The 20,731-nt window shown below is 59.5% G+C and carries 18 protein-coding genes; 17 read left to right on the top strand and 1 reads right to left on the bottom strand.

Annotation, left to right across the window (positions count from 1 at the left end; genetic code table 11):
- The first annotated feature begins 6 nt into the window (after positions 1 to 6).
- From JG743_RS31660 to asnB, 10 genes are all read left to right on the top strand, one after another.
- Positions 7 to 252 (top strand): ferredoxin, encoded by a 246-nt coding sequence (locus JG743_RS31660; protein WP_027056547.1) that lies wholly within the window; start codon positions 7 to 9, stop codon positions 250 to 252.
- 211 nt (positions 253 to 463) lie between these two features.
- Positions 464 to 1,003, top strand: coding sequence for a nuclear transport factor 2 family protein (locus JG743_RS31655; protein ID WP_010913584.1), 540 nt, complete (start codon positions 464 to 466; stop codon positions 1,001 to 1,003).
- 183 nt (positions 1,004 to 1,186) lie between these two features.
- Positions 1,187 to 2,827 carry an SDR family oxidoreductase gene (locus tag JG743_RS31650; protein WP_202296335.1) on the top strand — a complete coding sequence of 547 codons (1,641 nt, stop codon included), beginning with the start codon at positions 1,187 to 1,189 and terminating at the stop codon, positions 2,825 to 2,827.
- 250 nt (positions 2,828 to 3,077) lie between these two features.
- Complete coding sequence (locus JG743_RS31645) at positions 3,078 to 4,121, top strand: LLM class flavin-dependent oxidoreductase (RefSeq protein ID WP_010913587.1); 1,044 nt, start codon at positions 3,078 to 3,080, stop codon at positions 4,119 to 4,121.
- A 511-nt stretch (positions 4,122 to 4,632) separates the two neighbouring features.
- Positions 4,633 to 5,541, top strand: coding sequence for a phosphoenolpyruvate mutase (gene aepX / locus JG743_RS31640; protein ID WP_010913588.1), 909 nt, complete (start codon positions 4,633 to 4,635; stop codon positions 5,539 to 5,541).
- A gap of 44 nt (positions 5,542 to 5,585) precedes the next feature.
- Complete coding sequence (locus tag JG743_RS31635) at positions 5,586 to 6,776, top strand: aminotransferase class I/II-fold pyridoxal phosphate-dependent enzyme (RefSeq protein ID WP_202296333.1); 1,191 nt, start codon at positions 5,586 to 5,588, stop codon at positions 6,774 to 6,776.
- 30 nt (positions 6,777 to 6,806) lie between these two features.
- The gene (locus JG743_RS31630) at positions 6,807 to 7,625 is read left to right on the top strand and encodes a phosphocholine cytidylyltransferase family protein (protein WP_202296331.1); all 819 of its coding nucleotides are present in this window, start codon (positions 6,807 to 6,809) and stop codon (positions 7,623 to 7,625) included.
- Positions 7,622 to 8,221, top strand: a complete 600-nt coding sequence (locus tag JG743_RS31625; protein WP_010913591.1) for a phosphatidylcholine/phosphatidylserine synthase — start codon at positions 7,622 to 7,624, stop codon at positions 8,219 to 8,221. Before JG743_RS31630 ends, JG743_RS31625 begins: the two co-directional genes overlap by 4 nt.
- 30 nt (positions 8,222 to 8,251) lie before the next feature.
- Entirely contained in the window at positions 8,252 to 9,166 is a 915-nt protein-coding gene (locus JG743_RS31620) for a class I SAM-dependent methyltransferase (RefSeq protein WP_202296329.1), read from the top strand.
- A gap of 32 nt (positions 9,167 to 9,198) precedes the next feature.
- Positions 9,199 to 11,091: an asparagine synthase (glutamine-hydrolyzing) gene (asnB, locus tag JG743_RS31615; RefSeq protein ID WP_202296327.1), complete on the top strand. Its 1,893-nt coding sequence runs from the start codon at positions 9,199 to 9,201 to the stop codon at positions 11,089 to 11,091.
- A 38-nt stretch (positions 11,092 to 11,129) separates the two neighbouring features.
- Here asnB and JG743_RS31610 read toward each other — a convergent pair whose 3' ends face one another.
- Complete coding sequence (locus JG743_RS31610) at positions 11,130 to 12,437, bottom strand: alkaline phosphatase family protein (RefSeq protein ID WP_199201500.1); 1,308 nt, start codon at positions 12,435 to 12,437, stop codon at positions 11,130 to 11,132.
- A 166-nt stretch (positions 12,438 to 12,603) separates the two neighbouring features.
- Here JG743_RS31610 and JG743_RS31605 point away from each other — a divergent pair, with 166 nt between their 5' ends.
- From JG743_RS31605 to JG743_RS31575, 7 genes are all read left to right on the top strand, one after another.
- Positions 12,604 to 14,310 (top strand): pyridoxal phosphate-dependent aminotransferase, encoded by a 1,707-nt coding sequence (locus JG743_RS31605; RefSeq protein WP_096453623.1) that lies wholly within the window; start codon positions 12,604 to 12,606, stop codon positions 14,308 to 14,310.
- 54 nt (positions 14,311 to 14,364) lie between these two features.
- On the top strand, positions 14,365 to 15,156 hold the full coding sequence (locus JG743_RS31600; protein ID WP_010913596.1) for a DeoR/GlpR family DNA-binding transcription regulator: 792 nt from the start codon (positions 14,365 to 14,367) through the stop codon (positions 15,154 to 15,156).
- A 190-nt stretch (positions 15,157 to 15,346) separates the two neighbouring features.
- The gene (locus tag JG743_RS31595; RefSeq protein WP_010913597.1) at positions 15,347 to 16,909 is read left to right on the top strand and encodes an ABC transporter substrate-binding protein; all 1,563 of its coding nucleotides are present in this window, start codon (positions 15,347 to 15,349) and stop codon (positions 16,907 to 16,909) included.
- Between the two features lie 5 nt (positions 16,910 to 16,914).
- A complete protein-coding gene (locus JG743_RS31590; RefSeq protein WP_202296325.1) occupies positions 16,915 to 17,946 on the top strand; it encodes an ABC transporter ATP-binding protein in 1,032 nt (343 codons plus the stop codon).
- Positions 17,943 to 18,902, top strand: a complete 960-nt coding sequence (locus tag JG743_RS31585) for an ABC transporter ATP-binding protein (protein WP_202303122.1) — start codon at positions 17,943 to 17,945, stop codon at positions 18,900 to 18,902. The genes JG743_RS31590 and JG743_RS31585 overlap by 4 nt, the downstream gene beginning before the upstream one ends.
- A complete protein-coding gene (locus JG743_RS31580; protein WP_202296323.1) occupies positions 18,902 to 19,843 on the top strand; it encodes an ABC transporter permease in 942 nt (313 codons plus the stop codon). Before JG743_RS31585 ends, JG743_RS31580 begins: the two co-directional genes overlap by 1 nt.
- A complete protein-coding gene (locus JG743_RS31575; RefSeq protein ID WP_202296321.1) occupies positions 19,840 to 20,700 on the top strand; it encodes an ABC transporter permease in 861 nt (286 codons plus the stop codon). The genes JG743_RS31580 and JG743_RS31575 overlap by 4 nt, the downstream gene beginning before the upstream one ends.
- The last annotated feature ends 31 nt before the right edge of the window (positions 20,701 to 20,731 follow it).

Genomic DNA, 20,731 nt, shown 5'->3' with positions numbered 1-20,731 from the left:
AGCGCTATGCGCATTATCGTCCACAATGCCAAATGCCAGGGGCACGCGCGATGCTGGGCGCAAGCGCCGGACATCTTCAAGCTTGATGACGATGGCTACATCCTGCCCGGTGACATTCAGGTTGCGGAGGGGGAGCAACTGCTTGCGTCACAAGGCGCGCGATCCTGCCCCGAACGTGCGCTGGAAGTCGATCGCACCTCGGCAGCGCGGTTCGAACCAGCCGCCATGCAACCAAGAACTGGGGAAGCTTAGGTGGAATCGACGAGACGTGGCCCCACACCGCAAAGCAAGATGTCCGGCCGCTTCCCTGCCAACCTCCTCTCCGGCATCGAGACCTCAATGACACGCACGCGACACGTGAAGTTCGTCTCCGTTCTGGCTTCTTCAGTTGCCGATCGGTTCGACCTTGCACGCACCTAGAGGCACGAAACGCCTCTTCCAATCTCAAATTTGCGACAGAGCGATGGGCCAGGCAAAAATCACCGAACTGCGCGACCGCGAGGCGATCCGCGACTGCCTTTATCGGTACTGCCGCGGCATAGACCGCGCGGATGAGGCTGCGCTGCGCAGTGCATATTGGCCCGATGCGCATGACAATCACGGTGCCTATCGCGGCTCAGCCGAGGGCTTCTTTGAGTTTGCGCTTGGTCTCTTCAAAACCGGACCGCGCTTAATCCACCAGATCACGAACGTCTTGATCGAATTCATCGACCCGTCGGAGGCCGTGGTCGAAAGCTATTTCACCGCGCTGCAACGCGGACCAGACAATGACGGAGAAGCACGCCAGGTGCTTCTCTGCGGCCGTTACTGCGATCTTTTTCAGAAGAGGGAAGGGGCGTGGCGCATTGCCGAACGGACCGTCGTTTACGATTGGCTCGAAGAGCAGACCCCACCAGCGGTCCCCGAGGCAGAACGGTTCGGCTTGCGGCAACCGATCGGAGCAGCGCATCCCAATGACCCGGTTTACGCGCTCAGGAAGCGCCGCAGCTCGTCATCAAAATGAAAATGCCATGCATGTCACCACAATGCTTTCCAAGGCTCCCAATTGCGGAGCCGCGTCGCGGGAGCGGTCGCGGAACGCAACACGTCTACCCGGTATGGAAACTCGCCGTCACCAGGACGTCCGCGACCGGTCTTGCGGCTGACTCGCGTCGATATCTCTGACGCTGGCTGCGGAGAGGTTCATATGAAGCAGGCAGGACGGGTCGTCATCATAACGGGAGCGGCAGGCGGAATCGGCCGTGCGCTGGTCGAGATCGTTGCCGCCGATGGAGACATCGTCGTTGCGGTGGACCTTCCTGGCAGCGGCGTTCTTGAACTGGCCGGCGGTCTCGGCCATCCGCATCTGGGCCTCGAATGCGATGTCTCACGAGAAGAGGACATTGTCGCCCTATACGGCCGCATCGAAGCGCAGTTCGCGAAAATCGATGTTCTCGTCAACAACGCGGCGATAGGACCCGCCATGGCTGCGACTATCGACACCGGTTTCGAGGCCTTCCGACGCGTGCTGGCAACAAATCTGATCGGGCCTTTCATCATGGCCGGCGAAGCGGCGAGGCGCATGCAGCCCGGCGCTGCCATTGTCAACGTCGCTTCGCTGGCGGGCGTGCTCGGCAATCCCAAGCGCAACGCCTATGCCAGCTCGAAGGCAGGCTTGATCGCTCTCACGAGATCGCTTGCATGCGAGTGGGCCTCGCGCGGCATCCGCGTAACGGCGGTAGCGCCAGGATACGTGCGCACGCCGATGGTGGCGGAACTGGAACGTGCGGGCAAGATGGACCTCGCGGCCGTGCGCCGCCGCGTGCCCATGGGGCGAATGGCGCGCCCCGACGAGATCGCTCGGGCCGTGCGTTTTTTGGCCAGCGCACAGACGGGCTACATCACAGGATCGGTGCTGACGGTCGACGGCGGTTGGATGTCGTTCAACCAGCCGGGCGACGCGCACCCGCCGGTCGACGAGACGCCTCGAGCCGAACTCTTCCGGCCGGCCGAACGAACTGGCGCGCGCACAGTGGTCGTGACGGGCGGCGCGAACGGTATAGGCGCCGCCGTCGTTCGCCGCTTTGCCGCGAACTCCGACACAGTCGTGATTGCTGATAAAGATGGTGCTGGGGCGGCAGAACTCGCTGATTTGCTGGGCGGCAGGCACGTGGCGAAATCCGTCGACTTGGCGGTCGAGAGCGACGTGGTGGCGCTGTTCGAGGAAATACGGGGGCGCTTCGGTCGCATCGAGGTCCTCGTCAACTGTGCTGCTATTGCCGATACGTTTGTGCGAGGGATCGAAATCCCGCAACAGATCGAGCGGGTGCTGGACGTCAATCTCACCGGCACCTTCACCTGCGCGCGCGAGGCGATCAAGTCGATGGACGCCGGCGGCGTAATCCTCAATCTTGGATCGATCAATAGTTTCCTGCCCTTCGTGGCGCGCCATGCCTATGGGGCGTCCAGGGCGGGTATGAACATTCTGACCCGGTGCATGGCGGCCGAACTCGGGTCGGTCGGCATCCGAACGGCCACCGTCGCTCTTGGCTATATCCGTACGCCTGACATTGCTCAGTTGGTCGAGTCCGGCTGCATCGATTCCGTAGCGATCAAACGGCGCATCCCGATGGGGCGGATGGGAGAGCCCGAAGACGTCGCCGAGGCAGTGTTCTTTCTGGCCTCGCCTGATGCCTCATACGTAAACGGCTCGACCCTCTACGTGGACGGCGGCTTGACCTCGTTGGCTGACGCGCGAAACGCCCAGCCAACCGATCAAGAAAATCCAACGGAATGTTCGCCGGCGACGGGTTGCGGTTCGTCGAAGCCGACGAGGTTCGAGGATTGAGACTGCGGCTGCATGGAACGTGCCAAGCGCGGCTTGCCAAGTGATCGTCTTCATCGGTGACGGAAAACTCGTCATCAGGGTCGAATGACTAGCCAGGTTTTGGCGCTTGCCTGCGGCCGCCGAACGATAAGCGGCTTTGCGCAAGATCGTCGACTACGTCGTCGCCAGGCCGCATCGATACCGCGACCCACCCGCAATCGGCACAAGTCGAAGGCTTGATTGGCCACTTTGTGTAAACGAGGGACACGCCATGGAATTCGCGACGTTCATCTTGGCGGCCCAGCGAGGCTATCATCAATCGTGCGACAGCGTCATAGGTAACTCCATTGAACAGACAATCGCTTCGGAGCAGGCTGGCTTCAACACCGCTTGGTTCGCCGAGCACCACTTCAACAATTACAGCCTGGTTCCCTCGCCCTTGATGATGGTGGCGCACTGTGCTGGCCTTACGAGCACCATTCGCCTTGGCACCGGTGTGTGTGTGCTGCCGCTATATCAACCGCAGCGCCTGCTCTCCGAGATCGGCTTTGCCGAGATCGTTTCGAACGGCCGCCTCGAACTCGGCGTCGGCTCGGGATACCAGCAGTTCGAGTTCGAGCGCTTCGGCGTCGATGTCGATCAGGCGCCGGCCGTGTTTGCGGAATACCTGGATATCCTTCTCAAGGGCCTTAACCAGAAGGTCTTCGAGCACAATGGCCAGTATGAGAAGATACCTTTAACGGCGATTTCGCTGCGCACCATCCAAAGGCCAGCCCCACCGATCTGGATCGCCTGCGGGTCCGCGCGAAGCATGTGCCGGGCCTATCGTGAGGGCCACAATCTTTTCGTCACGGCGTTCCACAACGGCTTGGAAAACTTAAGAACGCTGCGTGAGACCATCGAGGCAGCAGCGGCCTCGCGGGGTAAGGATGTCACCGCCGCCAAGATAGGGCTTCTGCGCTGCTGCTATGCCAGCGACGATCAGGCGGAGATCGACAGCTATCTCGACAACGCCCGCTTCCAGCGCCGGCTATCTGAAGCACTTCATCAGCGCCGCCAGCAGAGCCGGGACGGCTATCTGCTGCAGGAAACACCGACGCAGCAGGATCTGTCGTTCGAGACCATGCGCCAGAACCTGCCGATCGGCAGCGTAAGTCGCGTCATCGATCGCCTGCTGGAAGAGATAAGTATCCTGAAGCCGGACCAGATCGCAATTCAGACCCAATTGGGAGATTTCGACCAAAAGACGATGCTACGCCAGATTGAGCTCTGGGGAGACAAGATCATCCCATCGATCAACAAGTCGCTTGGTTAGGTCAAGGCTTGAAGTTCGGAACGGCCACTGGGGGAGCTGAAATCTCGCATGCCGATGCTCGACACTTCGTCCATGAGGCATGGATAAATAATCAAGCCGACCGGCGATCACCGGGATCGAAGACCAACGTCGTCCGTCCTTGCCTGCACGGACCGCCGGTCTTCCGCTCCCTGTCCATCTCGCTTGAGACCGTTGATCGGCAGCCTCGGAACGGCCGCCATGGCGTAGACGAATAGCCACTCCCTCCCGCTACCCCTCTTGTGTCCGAAGTTGGACGAGGATGTCGGAAGCCCGACAAATGTCGAGAGGGGACCTGGCCCGCCGGTATGGAGAACTGGTGCGGCGCAGGTGGTTCGCCAATTCGGCACGCGCCTTGCTTCATTGATTCTGTACGTGTGCACGACAGTGGCAGATCGCCGATCGGTGGGCAGAGCGGTTCGCCTCTGAAAGTACTTCGTCGGCAGCGATGACAGGCTTGTCGGCTGGACAGCGTCGGTGGAGGTGAGACCGTATGGTGGAGAGGCAGTCTGGTGCGCAGACGCGAGAGAGCTTGCGCCGAATGATCGCGTCCAGTGAACTCGCCTTCGCAATGGAGGCTCATGACGGCCTTTCGGCGGCGATTGCCGAGCGCGCTGGCTTCAAGGCGCTCTGGGCGTCCGGCCTCTCGATTTCATCCAGTCTCGGATATCGAGATGCGAACGAAGCTTCCTGGTCCCAACTCGTCGATGTCGTTGAGCGAATTTCCGACACGGTGGACATTCCAGTCCTCGTCGACGGGGACAGCGGGTTCGGGAACTTCAACAATGCCCGTTTGGTCGCCCGCAAGCTGCGCCAACATGGCGCGAGCGGCATATGTATCGAGGACACGGCGTTCCCGAAAATGAACTCGTTCATCGGTGATCGGCACCCGTTGGCCGATATTCCCGAGTTCTGCGGCCGGCTTAAGGCGGTGAAGGACCAAGTGCCGGATGCGGAGTTCGTTCTGGTCGCCCGGATCGAGGCGCTCATCGCCGGCCGCGGAGAGGATGAGGCGCTGGCGCGAGCACAAGCCTACGCTGAGGCCGGCGCCGATGCTATTCTGATTCATTCCCGCAAGTCCAACGCTGAGCAGATTTTCGCCTTCACGCGCGCCTGGCAGAACCGCCTTCCGGTCGTGATCGTGCCTACGAAATATTACCGCACACCGGTCTCCGCGTATCGGGCGGCCGGAATCTCCACGGTCATATGGGCGAACCACAACATGCGCGCGGCGATCTCGGCCATGCGCCAGGTCTGCGACCGCATCCTCCGCGAAGAAAGTACCGCCGGTATCGAGGACGAGGTGGCGACGCTCGACGAACTCTTCGATCTGCTCAATTACCAGGAACTCTCAGCGGCGGAAGAGAAATATCTGCCGCAGACGGCGACCGGCGTGCGGTAGCAGGCCCAGCCCGTCTTTGAAAGCAAACGAAAACGGGAGCGCACATGCTTGCGCATCGGACAAACCTGTTCGGTACATCGGGTACCGCCGCGGCGCGCGCTGCCGCAAAAGCGGCGGCCGATGCTGGCAAGGAGATCATCGATCTGACCGCCGGCGAGATCTGGAGCGAGCTTGCTCCCACGATTCGCGACGGCGCGATCGACGCCATCAATAAGGGCGTCAATCGCTATACCGATACGGTTGGCATGGTGGAGCTGCGCGAGGCACTGGCGCGGAAGATCTCCCTCGATACCGGACAGATCTGGAAGGCCGAGGAAGTTGCCGTGACGTCCGGAGCGAAGCAGGCCTTGTTCAATGCCGCAATGGTGCTGCTGAACCCGGGCGACGAGGTCATCATCCCGGCGCCTTACTGGACAACGTTTCCGGCCCAGGTGCTAATCGCCGGCGGGACACCGGTCTTCGTCGACACCAAATCCAATGGTTACGTCCCGCGCCCCGAGCACATCAAGGAGGCGGTCACCGAACGAACGCGGGCGATCGTCGTCAACACGCCCAGCAATCCGGCCGGTGCGGTCTACGATGTTGAGACCCTGATGGCCATCGCTCAACTGGCGGTCAGCCACAACCTGTGGATCATTTTCGACGAGTGCTATGGCGACTTCGTGCATGAGGATCATACCCACCATCCGATCGTCTCGGTCGCCCCCGAAATTCGAGCACGCGCGCTGATCGTCAGCTCCTTCAGCAAATCGCTGGCATTGACCGGCTGGCGCATCGGCTATCTGGCGGGTCCAAAAGAGGTGATCAATGCCGTCAACGCGCTGCAATCGCACACCACTTCGAATCCAAACGTAATTGCCCAGCACGCGGTGCTCGCCCATTTGCAAAGGGGTGGCTCGGACTATGAAGGCAAGCTGCGTTCACGCCTCACAAGCGCCAGACGGATCGGTCTTGACGTGCTTGCTTGGTTGACGCGTGTACCGGTCCCCAGGGCGCAAGGCGGCTTCTATTTCTATCTCGACCTTTCCCATCTGCTGCGATCGGCATCGGAAGACGGCGCCTCAACGACAGCCGACGATATCGTGACGGCACTGCTTGCCGAAACTGGCGTCGCAGCTGTGTCGGGCGCCGCGTTCGGTGACCCCGCCGGCCTGCGCCTGTCCTATGGAATTCCATCTGAAAAACTCGCGACCGGCCTGGCCCGGCTCGTCGAATTCCTCAACTCCTGGAAATGACACCGCAACACAACGAAAGAGGTGAATGAGATGCCTCCCGCTGCTCCCAGGAAAGCCGTCATTCTCGCTGCCGGCTTCGGCTCCCGCCTGCGTCCGCTGACCGATCTGTGTCCCAAGCCCCTCGTCGAAGTCAACGGCACACCGATACTTTACAATGCACTGTGGAACCTTCAGACGGTGGGAGTTGAAGAGGTGACGATTGTTGTCGGCTATCGCAAGGATGCCATTCGCCATGCCTGTGGCGAACGCTTCGGTAGACTTGAAATCAACTATGTCGAGTCCTCGGTCTTCGACAAGACAGGGAGCGCCTACTCGCTCTGGCTGGCACGCGACACGCTTCTTTCCGGCGACTGTTATCTCCTCGAAGGTGACGTCTTCTTTGAAGAAGATGCGCTGCGCCACCTGATCAGGGTGGAGGCGGCCAATGCCGCCGCGGTCGCGCCCTTCGATCCATCCATGGAAGGGTCCGCGGTCGTCCTTTCCAGCAACGGCTTCATATCCGAAGTCCGGTTGAAGCAAACGGCGGCAAATCTGGTATCAGGCACCCCGGTGCTCTTCAAGATGATGAACCTCATCCGGTTCTCTGGCGCCGAACTCCAAACGGCGATCGTCCCGGTCCTCCACGACCTGATCGGCTCGGGCGCAATCAAAGCCTATAGCGAGGAGCTGCTCGCGCATCTCATCGAGCAGCGCGGACTGCAACTCGCCGCGGCGCGATGTGACGATTTGCGATGGTACGAGATCGACAGTGAACAGGACCTGCGGGTAGCGGAAAGGATTTTCGCCTTCGAGCGACCTCACAGACATAGTGCCGACGCGCCGGCCGCCGTGGCGGGGGTAGGAGGATGATCCGCTATCTGTTCGACGCTGCAAATGCCATTACGGCCCTTGGGCTGATCTTGGCCACCACGGCGATCTACTTTGCTTTGATCGGGCGCTTCGAGATTGGCATCTGTTTCGGCTTGTGGGCTCTTTTGGCAGATGATGCCGACGGCATGGTCGCGAAGAGTTCCCCGAACCGGTCCGCTTTGATGGCACAGCTGGGTGGCGCGTTGGACGGGCTGCTTGATTTGGTCTACGCAGCCGTCTTTCCAGCGGTTCTGATTTTGTCCTTCAACGCGTTCTCCGTTCCCGCATTGTTGGCTGCCAACTGCCTCATCCTGTCAGGGGCTCTGCGCCTCAGCTATTTTTCGACGTTCGGACTGGACGCTGACGGATTCGGCAGAGGATTGCCGTTGAACAATAATCTCTTCGTGTTGGCGTTCCTCTTCGTCGCCGACCATCACTTGCCGGTGCAAGGCCTGGGCAACCTATTGATCGGTGCAGGGTTTGTGCTGTCGGTCCTGCATCTTTCAAACTTCAAATTTCCGGGTACCGGCAGTGCATTGCGCTTGGGCAACCTTACACTCGCCGCAGCCGGATCTGTCGCCTTGCTCACAGCGTGAATCAGTTTGTAGCCATAGGGAAGAGAATACATGGAAAGCTCTTTCGAGGTCGAAACTCGCACCGTCTTTGATCGCTACCAGCGCCAGCAGGAGAATGATGACCACATATTCGACAGGTTGGTCTCTCTAATCGAGGAGGAATATTTCGGCCTGCCAACCGGTAGCTTCCGCGGCCTTGATGTCCTGGATGCGGGCTGCGGCTCCAACGCGAATGCGTCCTATGCGTTTCTCGACAAGGGGGCACGAAACGTTGTTTCGCTTGAATTGAGCAATGATTGGATGGATTGCGCGCGCAAACGGCTCAGCCGATTTGGGCCGCGCTCGGAACTGGTCGCTGGCAGTGTGCTCGATCTGCCGTTTGACGACTTCAGTTTCGATTTTGTCCATTGCGCAGGGGTTTTGCCGCACACCAGCAATCCGAAAAAAGGCTTTGAAGAGCTTGCCCGTGTAACCCGCCCCGGCGGCAGCTTCTTTTTGACGATTATGGGTACCGCCAACGGCGTCATTTACCGATGCATCAATCACTTGCGAGAACTCTACCAAAGCGACGAACAATTCCGCAGTTCCATTGACAATCTGGATGCATCCACCGCACGCGAAGCCATCAACTGGCTGTTGCGAATAAAGGACGGCGAAGAGAAAGAATATATACCCGGCGAAAACGAATTCTTTCGGAGTCTTTTTGACGATGATTTGTTCGTGACGATCCGGGATCGTTTCCAGGCGCCGACCTATCACGGGTTCGCATTCACAGAGGTGCAAATCCGAGGCTGGTATGGCGAGTGCGGCTTCGAGAAGATCCGCAGGATCTCAAGGTATACAAAAAATTTCCATAATCTTCGGCGCTTTCTCGCTCCGATGTACCGTCATTATGACCACCCGCTGGCCCGCTTCTGGTTCGGCGATGGCTGCATCCAGATGATCGGCGAAAAGCCGAGCACGTAGTTGGCGTTATTCGTGCCAAGAGAGCGACCCCAATGTGCGGAATCTTTGGGATAGTCCTCAAAAACGAGGGAACACCCGTTTGTGCTGAGGCCGTTGAGCGTTGCGCTGAGGCTCTCGCTCATCGCGGGCCTGATGCCAGCGGCCTATACATTGATCAATCGGTCGCATTCGCGCATCGACGGCTATCGATTGTCGACGCTCATTCTCGCGCCAATCAGCCCTATCGCGATGACAATACCGGAGTTGTGGTGACGTACAACGGCGAGATATTCAACTATCGGGAAATTAGAGCTGAATTGAGGGATATGGGTTTTTCCTTTTCGACGGTGTCCGACACCGAGGTTCTAATTCTTAGCTATATTGCTTGGGGAAAGTCATTCTTAAACCGCCTTGACGGGATGTTTGCCTTCGCGCTTTTCGATCCCCGGAACTCGCTTGCTCTCATCGCCCGAGATCGTTTGGGGGTAAAACCCCTTTACTACACGATCTGCGATGTTGGCCTTCTCTTTGCGTCGCAGCCGAACGCTCTCATTCGCTGGCCGGGCGTCATGCGCGGACCCGACATCATCGGCGCGCTCAGTTTTCTTTCCTATCGCGCGGTTGTCGGTGCCAGGACGCTGTTCGCCGGGATCTCCAAGTTAGAGCCCGGCCATCTCCTCGCAATAAGGAACGGGCGACACACGTCCGAACGTTGGTGGAATCTGTCGGAGCGCATTTCGCGATCGAAGCCGGACTATTCCGACATAAGGAGACTATTTGGAAGCGCCGTCGAACGTCAGCTGGTGTCTGACGTACCGGTCGCCGCATTGTTGTCCGGTGGACTTGACTCGAGCATCCTCGCCTATGAGGCGTCCACCCGCTCCCAAATCCGTCCGATCTGCTATACCGGCAAGGTCGAGACCGCCGATTATGACGAGACGGCCTATGCGATGGAGGTCGCCGCAGAATTTGGGCTCACTCACCGGGTCGTCCCAATTGGAGAACCTTCCGATATCTACGCTGTGTCAGAGCTGGTTCGCCTGCGCGGACATCCGCTTGGGATGCATAACGAAATCGCAATGTTTACGCTCGCAAAGGCGATTTCGAAGGAGCATAAGGTCGTCCTCACCGGCGAGGGGGCCGATGAGATTTTTGCTGGCTACAGCCGATTGTTCCGTACGCCGTATGATTACAATCGAAGCAAGATCATCGCCGCATTACCACGTGCTCTTGCCCAGGTCGCACGCCGGCGCCTCGGACTCGACGTCCATGGCAGTCAATTGCAGTTCTTCCTGGCGCGTTACAGCTACTTCCCGACCGATGAAATCCGCTCGCTTGTCATCGATGGGCGGGTACGAAGGGAGCACGAGATGGCTCTGTTCGATCACTTCTCGACTCAATTTGCAGAGGCCGGCGGAGATTTCTTTAGCAAGATCTCATATGTTCTCGTCTCTACGCATTTGCCCGCATTGCTGGAAATGGTTGACAACACCACAATGGCAGCTGGGCTTGAAGCTCGCGTTCCTTATACCGATCACCAGCTCGTTACCGCCGCAATGGCGATGCCCGGCTCACAGCGGTTGAGGTGGAGGTCTCCAATCGCTTCGGTCCAGGCACTGTGGCATCCGGTTGCTTCCTTCAGCGAACGTCTCGATGTCTCAAAATTCCCCTTAAGAAGGGAATACCGGAGCGTCTTGCCCAGATCTGTTCTATCTCGCAAAAAGATGGGATTTCCGCTGCCACTGGGTCAGTGGGCCGTTGGCGAGGGAGCAACGGAATATCGAAGGCTGCTGTTTGATAAGGACTCTCCACTGGGAGATTTGTTCGATCCTGCTGCTTTGCGGCGTTGGTTCGAGGCCGGACGACGAAATCCTTCAGACTCGTTTGGTCGGAAGTTCTGGCTGTTGGCCAACCTTGGGATATTCTTCAAAGAGGTATTCTCATGACGAATATGCGAGCCCGCAGGCGGTCGCTTGCGGGCATGTTACAGAAGACCCCTTGCCGAAAACGGGGCGTCGGACAATCCCAAGATCTGAGCAATGGTTGGCGTGAACTCTTCAGCGGAGCCCCAGGCAATATTGCAAGGTTGCATTCCAGGGATGCTCAACAGGCATATCCGATCGTCCTCCGCGCTGCCCGGTCGAAAACCGTGGGTGGACAAGTATCGAGGTCTGCCCGTCGGGCCAGCTTCTTGCGTGTCTCCAACGGTCTCCTCGAAGGAGTGTCCAGGAGGTGCGACATAGGTCGCTATGCAATCGCGTTCATTTACCGGAACATGGTCGCTCGACCACGGCTCCACTTGGAAGCGCGCCAACAGTCCGTCTGCGATTCTGCGGTCATGAGCTCCGTCAACCAGGACATGGAGCGTCGCTCCTTCACTTTCCCAAAGCAAGTCAGGGATGATCGCATCCGGATAAATGGTTGTGTGGACGGCGCTATGTCCATGGTCACTTGCGACTACGATCGCGTAATCGTCTTTCCGCCCGACTCGCCTCAGTCCTTCGATGAGAGCGCCAATCATCATGTCGGCCGCGGCGATAGACCAATGTGCCGCCTCGCTTTCGTATCCGAACTGATGCTGAATCGAATCCGTCATGTCGATCTCGGTCAAAATGAGATCAGGCGGGTTCTCCGAGCAAGCCAGCGCTCCTGCAGCCCCGATCATGAGATGATCCGCGGCCAGGCCCGCAACGAGAGCAGTGCTCGCAACGGTGTCGCTACTGGACGGGAAGCCGAAGAGATCGAGCACGCCGGCGGCTCGCAACCGCCCATTTGGATCTTTGATCATGCGCGAGCGAGCGATGCGGTTTTCGGGCAGGCTCTTAAATGACCGGCTTCCCTGGAGAAACCCTCGTTCCCACCAGGCCGGCACGAAGACATCGCAATCGGCTGGGTCGATCAACCCAGCGCCGATGGACGCGACATCAAGCCCGCTATTTTTGGCAAGCTTTGCAATGGTCGGAACCCGCAGATCAGACGCGTCGGCGCAGACAAACGAGCCATCTCGCACAATGTGGTTTCCGTAGATCCCGTTCGCTTGAGGCGCCGCGCCGGTTAGCATGCTTGCGCGCCCCGGCATCGACGTTCCCGGCACCGTTGAGCGCAGGCGAGTGATGGACAGACCGTCTCCTGCCAAACGAAGAAGCGTCGGCAACCGATGTTTGTGCTTTTCGAAATAGTCCGCGCTTACGCCGTCCATGAGGATCAGAATCGCTTTCGTAGGAGCGCGCGGCTTTATCGAGGCAGGCGTCTGAAAACGAGCGGTAGGCCTGGATGGATTGGTGTGGGTCATGTTGCACCTGGAAGAGACCGATCGAAACCAAAGCCCCCTATAGGCTTCGGATGACGCCGGTATGAACGCATCACGGGATACTTCGAGCGCCAGTGGGTCGTTTTGATTTTGGGAATGGGCGCTTCTACGCGCTCTTTTTGCTTCCTTCAGAAGAAAGGAGTCCGAGATGGCCGATACGACCCGTGCTATTTTTATCCTCGATTTCGCAGGGCCAAAAATACATCTGTGGAGTGGCAGCTACGATGCACCGTTGGTTCCTATCAACGGTCAGCCGCTCTTGGACCGTCTCGTCAACGCCTGTGTCGAAAACGGCATTGAAGATGTCACTCTCGTTGAAAACTTGAGTAGCGGCACATTCGATGGGTTCCGCCTGCAGGACAGCACAAATACGCTTTCGTGGCACGACGCGCATGACGGCGATCTCATTGAGAAGTTCCGCCAACATGATGGCGATACTCTCCTGATATGGGGAACACCGCTTTTCGACAGTGAGGTTCTTGACGGTATCAATACCAACAAGGGTTTGCGCGGCTCCGCTTGGCGGCCCGACGCGCCGACCGGGATTTATCGATTGAGTGCTGATGTTCTACGCAATCTTCTGGCCGAAAGCCGCGCCGCGGCATCTCTGCATCAGGCCTTCAGCAGGTTAGTCGCGGGCCTGTCCCAGCTGGACGTAGCGTTGCCTGGCAATGTGCTGACTGCCGGCTCCAAGCTGCTCGATATTTGCGACGGTGTCGACGCATCCATCGCGGAATTTCGGTGTGACAAGGAGAACGTGCTGCGGCGTCTGGAAACGAGCGTCGGAGGTTATTGGCGCAAGCCAATCGCCGAGCACATGCTTCTTTGCAATACCCGCTTCCCTCCCAAGACTTTTTACGATCGGCTGGCGGCGAGGCTCGAAGGCGTGTTGACATGCTATCCTTCTCAGCAGATCGATATCGCTTCAGTTGTTGGCACGATGACCTCGCAGCAGCCGGACTTTATTGCAGTCGGAAACGGGGTGACCGACCTCATCCAGGCGCTCTATTCAACGCTGAACCCAACAATCGCGATTCCCGTGCCGACGTTCGCCGGCTTTCAAACACCTCTCGATGACGAACAAAAGAACAACTTCGTCCTCACCCCGCCCTATTTCGATCTCGACGTTCGAGCTTTCCTGGAATTCGTACTGGCGACAGGCGCGGATACGGCAATCGTTGTAAATCCAAACAATCCGACCGGTCGACTTGTTGATCATGCTGACGTGGCATGGCTGGCGGAGGCCCTAGGATCTCGAGGGCGACGGCTGATCGTGGATGAATCGTTCATTGATTTTCCCGCTGATGGCCGACCAAACAGCGTTGAGAATCTGGTTCCGTCCTGTGCCAATTTGATCGTGGTGAAGAGCCTTGGAAAGGTCTTCGGACTTGGCGGAATCCGGCTCGCCTACCTCATGGCTGGCGATCCCACCCTCGTTGCCGCCGTGCGCCGGAAACTGCCGCTGTGGAACATTAACGGCATTGCGGAATACACACTGTTCCTGCTTCCCGAATTCGCAGAGGAATTGGAACACAGTCTAGACATGTTGCGAGAAGATAGAGAGCTGTTCATCGAGGAGCTGCGGACGGTACCGGGCCTCGACGTCGTACCTTCGCAAACGAATTTCATCTTGTGCCGGCTGCCTGAAAATTCGGTATCCGCTGCCGAGCTCAAGCGCCGCCTCGTTCTGTTCGAATCCGTCCTCGTAAGAGAATGCGGCTATCAAGCCATGAACGACGCAGATCGATATCTGCGCCTGACGGTTCGAAGTCGGACGGAAAACGAAAGGCTGGCAAAAGCTCTGCGGCGCACCTTAAGCCGCTCAACGGCCTCTGAGAGTGACGCCCTGACGTGACATTTGCGCAGCGAACTGAATAGTCTTTTTTCGAATGCCGCGAGAGAGAGAAGCATGTCGCTTAGTTACAATCGTCATAAAAGGCTCGTTGAAATCATCCAGGCGAATGGCGAAGTGCGCATCCGAGATTTGATGCAGCGGTTCAATATTTCAGAAGAGACTGCGCGGCGGGATATCAAACGGCTCGAGCAGGATGGCTTGGTCGCACGGGTCCATGGTGGCGCGGTCGCAACGCAACAGCCAAAGCTGCTGGCCATCTCATCGCGAGCTGTTTCCGAGCGCGCGGAAAAAAGCACCATCGCTGAGATCGCCCTGGGTCTTCTGAAGCCCGGCCAGAATCTCTTTTTCGGGGGCGGCAGCACCATTCTGTCGTTGGCCAGCCGCATATCGGCCCTCCCGGAAATGCGCGTCGTCACCAACATGGTCGATACTGCCATCGCCGCGGCCGAAGGCCATCGGCATCGCGTTGTCATGCTGGGGGGCGATTTCAATGTCGATTTCCGGACCGTAAGCGGATTCACCGCCTTGCGTACACTCCGCGAACAGCAGATCGACGTCGCATTTATCGGCGTCAATGCGGTGCATCCGAATGGCGTCTTCGACCATGAACAGGTCGGACAGGAGCTTGCTGCGACGCTCTGCGAGCAAGCACGGAAAATTGTCATTCTCGCCGATCACAGCAAATTCGGCTTGTCGGCGCGCTACCGCATCCTGCCCCATTCGGCGATTACCGCGATCATCACCGACCGGAGGCCTGCATCGGACATGCTGGACAAGATCGAAGCCGCCGGTGTTGAAGTTCTATATCCGCAAAACCGTCACAACCCCGCACTGGTCTCTACTTGATCCTCTTCTGTCAGCCCGCACGGCTGCCCCAATCGTGAAACATTTTTTTCCATTTGATTTCAATAACCAACACAATCCGTCTCAAACATGCAAAAAACCGTCACATAACCGCGCTATGTCTCATCCCGTCTCGGGAGCGGATTTCATTCGCTCCGATTGTCATCCCGACTGAAAGAGAGGGGATTTTGATATGCAAACGACACGTCGCAGATTTCTCGGCATGAGCGCCATGGCGGCTGGCGCAATAGCATTGCCGAACACGATCATGGCGGCAGCCGGCCGGCGGCCGAACCTCAATATTGCCGTTCAGGACCTGCGCACAATTCTGGAACCGGTGGACGGCTCCTCCATCGCCAACGTTTCCTGGCGGGTGCAATACAGCGTTTTCGATCAGCTTTTACGGACCGACTACAACGACAATTTTCGCCTGAATTTCGCGCTCGCGACATCATTGAAGCAAATCGACGCCACGATCCATGAGATCAGGTTGCGCGACAATGTGAAGTTTCATGACGGGTCCACAATGACGGCGGATGACGTTGTCTTCTCGCTCGGGCCGGATCGACTGCGCGGCGAAAAAGCGCCGGGCGCGGCCGTGTTTGCCAACTTCCTCTCCTCGCTTGCCGATGTGCAGAAGATCAATGATCGCACTGTCCGTTTGATCACCAGGACAGAGGATCCGGTCTTCGCCCAGCGGCTCGGCGCCTGGGGCACGCAGATCATCAGCGCCAGGGCACGGGCTGGCGCCAGCAGCTATGACGCCTGGGCGGCGAAGCCGATCGGCACCGGCCCTTACAAGATCGGCGAGGTCCGCAATGGCGACGAGATCACGCTGGTGGCGCACGACGAATATTGGGGAGGCCAGCCACCATTTGCCTCGATCCGCTTCAAGCGGCTGCCGGAAATCGCCGCGCGCATCGCCGGACTGAAGTCGGGCGATTACGATATCGTCACAGACATCACTCCGGACCACATTGCCGAAATTGAGGGTGTCAACGGCCTCTCGATTGTTGGTGGCGAAGCCATGTGGTTCCGCTTTCTCACATTTGCTCCGCTCAGGACTCCCATCCTGAAAGATGTCGATCTGCGTCGCGCGCTCGCTCTCGCTATCGATCGCGGTGCGCTGGCGGACGGCCTCTGGGACGGCCGGGCGAAAGCGCTGACCAGCTGGCAGCTACCGATCTTCGGCGAGATCAACGACCCCAACCGCAAGGGAGTGTCCTATGATCCGGCGCAGGTCAAGGAACTGCTCGCCAAGTCATCCTACAGGGGCGAGGAAATCCCTTACCCTTCCGTCGGCACCTATTATCCGATGCAGCTCGCCGAGAACCAGGCGCTTGTCGAGATGTGGAAGGCTGCCGGGATCAACGTCAAGCTGATCATGTGTGAGAACTGGACGCAGGTCGGCGACATTGGCGGCATCAATGACACGTCCGGCGGCGCCTTCTACGCCGATCCCGTTTCCATGCTGTGGCAGATTATCGGTCCGACCAATGACCTCCAGTCGACAGGTGGCTGGACCAATGCCGAGTTCAACCGGCTCGGTCACGAGCTTGAAACGACGACCGATCTCGCCAAGCGCCAGGCGGCCTTCAAACGGATGCAGGACATTGTCGAGATCGAGGACCCTTGCATCACGCCGCTGCATTCCATGCCCTTCATCTATGGGCAGAAGGCGGATGTCAGCTGGCAGCCCAACCCGTTACCGCAAATGTATCTCGGCCCGAAGATGCCGCCTGAGCCGGTGGCCTGAGTTCCATGCTGCACAAGTCCTTCCAGAACAGCGCGGGCGCCGCGCTGTTGCCGGCCCATGACATCGGGGCTTCCGCCACCAAACCTGCCATAAGCATTGCTGGCTTGAGGGTGGCGTTCGGCGATGTGCCTGTGCTGCACCGTGTCGATCTCGCTGTGAACAAAGGCGAGGCCTTGGGTATCGTTGGCGAATCCGGCTGCGGCAAGTCCGTGACTTGGCGGGCGGTTCTTGGCCTGCTGCCGAAATCCGCCGAGATCGGGGGCGAGGCCAGGATTGGTGATCTCGATCTTGTGGGCGCACGACAATCCGTTTTGGATCGGGTGCGCGGCGGACGCATCGCCATGATCTTCCAGGATCCGGCCAGCGCGCTGAACCCGGTGCATCGCATCGGCGCGCAGATCACCGAAGCGCTTCGCCTGCACCGTGGCCTCAGCGGTGCCGCCGCCCGTGCCCAGGCCTGCCGCCTGCTCGACCAGGTCGGGATAGCCGCTGCGGCAAGCAGGCTCAACGCGTACCCCCACGAACTGTCGGGCGGCCAGAACCAGCGGGTGATGATTGCCATCGCGCTCGCCGGCCGGCCCGAACTGCTGATCGCCGATGAGCCAACGACCGCGCTCGACGCTACCGTGCAGGCGCAGATCCTGCTGCTGCTCAAAGATATTCAACGCGACACAGGCATGGCGCTGGTCATGATCAGCCATGATCTCGCCGCGGTGGCTGCCGTCTGTGACCGGGCATGCGTCATGTATGCGGGCCAGATCGTCGAAACGGCACCGAAACACACGCTTCTGACCGCGCCGGAACACCCCTATACACGCGACCTGATCGGTGCCATTCCGCCCTCGCACGGTCCGCGCATGCGGTTGACCGCCATTGCCGGCGCGCCGCCACAACGCAATCTGCCGCCGGGATGCGCCTATGCGCCACGCTGCCGGCACGCGATCACGGCATGTCGCACGAGCCGACCGGAACCGCGGCAGGTCGCCGCGCGGCATTCGGTGAGTTGCCTTCGTTTGGACGCCGGCACGTATCAATGACCCTGCTGCGTCTCAACAACATCACCCGTCGCTTTCCCCTCGGCTCGCCATTCTACGGACCGCGGAAATATCTTGTTGCAGTCGATGGCGTGTCGCTGGATGTCGAGATGGGCCGGACGACCGGCATTGTCGGCGAATCCGGATGCGGCAAGTCCACCACCGGCCGTATTGCGCTCGGTCTGGAGCCGCCGGACAGGGGAGGTGTGCTGTTTCAGGGTTTGCCGCTGCCGCGCATCGACAGCAAAAAGTGGCGCGCGCAGCGGCGCCAGATGCAGCTGGTCTTTCAGGACACCTTGGCAGCGCTTGACCGCCGAATGACTGTCAGCGCTCTCATCGCCGAGCCGCTGGCGATTCACGGGATTGGGGATCCGGCAAGCCGCAAGCAACGTGTGGCCGAGCTTCTCCACGGCGTCGGCCTCGGCGAAGGCCATGGCATGCTCTATCCGCATCAGCTTTCCGGCGGCCAGCGCCAACGCGTCGTGCTTGCGCGGGCGCTCGCGCCAAAACCCTCGCTTCTGGTTTGCGATGAGCCGGTCTCGGCGCTCGACGTGTCAGTCCAGGCGCAAATCGTCAATCTGCTCATGGATGTTCAGCAGGAGCTCGGGCTCGGCCTCTTGTTCATCAGCCATGACTTGCGAGTCGTTCGCCATGTCAGCGACCGGATCGTCGTCATGTATCTTGGCCGCGTCGTCGAGCAGGGGCGCGCCGACGCCATTATCGATCAACCCGCCCATCCCTATACGCAGGCGCTCGTCTCGGCCATGCCGAGGCTTCCGGGCGGATTCGATCATTATGTGGCGTTGCCAGGCGAACCGCCAAGCCCCACCGATCGGCCGAGCGGATGCCCGTTTCATCCACGCTGTCCACTTGCGCGCGATGTCTGCCGCCAGAGCCTGCCCGAACTCCTGCCGCTAGGATCGGAACGGCAGGTCGCCTGCCATTTGGTGAGGCATTGATGAGTGCTGTGTTTCGTTTCGCCGGCCCCAAGATACTGCGTGCCGGCCTGTCGATCCTGATCGTGGTGACCTTTACATTCGTGGTGCTGCGGGCCTCTGGAGACCCGGCGCTGCAGATACTCGGCCCCAGCGCCCGCGCCCCGGATCTTGAGGCGTTTCGCCGGCATTGGGGGCTCGATCAGCCTCTGTATGTGCAATATGTTCGCTATGTCCTGGCGGCAATTCACTGCGATTTCGGGAATTCCATGCTGGCTGGAAAACCGGCCCTGCAGCTTGTGTTCGAGCGCGTGCCCCTGACATTGGCGCTGATGCTGCCGGCACTGGCGCTCACGATGCTGATCGGCATTCCGGTCGGCGCCTACGCCGCCATGCATCGCGACACCTGGGTCGACCGATCGGTGATGATGCTGACCGTGTTCGGCTTCACCGTGCCAAGCTTCGTGCTCGGGCTATTGCTGATCCTGATCTTTTCCGTGACGCTCGGCCTGTTCCCGTCCGGCGGCGCGGATCGGCCGGAAAGCTTCGTACTGCCGGTGCTCACGCTTGGTTTGGGCGGGGCGGCCATTATCGCGCGCTTCACGCGTAGCGCCATGATCGAAGTTCTGTCGCAGCTCTACATCGTGGCGGCCAGCGCCAAGGGCGTGACGTGGCGGCAGGTGGTTCGCCACCATGCCCTTCCGAACGCGATCATTCCTGTGCTGACGCTGTTCGGCCTGATGCTCGGCGGCCAGGTCGCGGGCGCCGTACTGGTGGAAAGCGTCTTCGGCTGGCCCGGCATCGGCCAATTGCTGGTGGTTTCGGTTGCGAACCGTGATCTCGCCGTGGTGCAGGTCATCCTCCTTCTCGTGGCGCTGACCATGACGTCGGCCAACCTGCTGGTGGACCTGCTTTATGGCGTGTTCGATCCGCGCTTGCGTGGAACAAACTCAGGATCGCAATGAAAACGGCAACTGTAGAAACCAACCGTCCGCCGCCTCGCTCGGTGGACCTGCCGACACTCCTTGCTGTGGGCTGGGTTCTCCTCATGCTCTTCACGGCGCTCGCCGCGCCGCTGATCGCTCCTTATGAGATCACTTCTATCGACCTGCGCCATCGCCTGGCGCCGCCCGTCGGCTTTGGCGGAACGATGCTACACGTCCTGGGAACCGACGATCTGGGCCGTGATGTGGCCTCGCGTCTTTTCTACTCGATCCGCACCAGCTTGCTGGTCGCCTTCGGCGCCACTGCGATCAGCGTGTTGGTCGGTACCGGGATTGGCTTCATCGCCGCGTATTTCCGCGGGCTCGTCGAGCATGCGCTGCTGCTAATGATCGACGTACAGGCTTCGCTACCATTTCTAATCGTGGCGCTGGCAATGCTCGCTTGTTTCGGTAATTCGCTGACGCTGTTCGTCGCCCTGATGGGACTTTATGGCTGGGAGCGGAATGCGCGGTTGGCACGAGGACTGGCAATCACCGCCAGCGCGCAGGGCTATGCGAGCGCAACGCGCCAGCTCGGCGCCCATCCGCTGCGTGTCTATCTGCGGCATATCCTGCCCAACAGTGCGGCGACGCTTCTCGTGGCGGCGACGGTAACCTTTCCGGAAATCGTCCTGGTGGAAAGCGGACTGTCCTTCCTCGGCCTCGGCGTTCAACCGCCGATGACCAGCCTGGGTGTCATGGTCGCGGCCGGCCGCGAGTATATCACCCGCGCCTCCTGGATGCTGCTCGCTCCAAGCGTTGTCATTGTCGTGACGGCCGTTGCCGTTAGCGTCCTCGGCGACTGGTTGCGCGATAAGCTCGACCCGACCCTCAAATAACGGTTTCCCAATGCAAAGGAGCTGATCTCCA

Origin of the sequence: Mesorhizobium sp. 131-2-1, from assembly GCF_016756535.1 — a bacterium.
Classification (GTDB): Bacteria; Pseudomonadota; Alphaproteobacteria; order Rhizobiales; family Rhizobiaceae; genus Mesorhizobium.
Note: the sequence above shows the minus strand (reverse complement) of the source record. Positions and strands in the feature narration are given on the sequence as shown.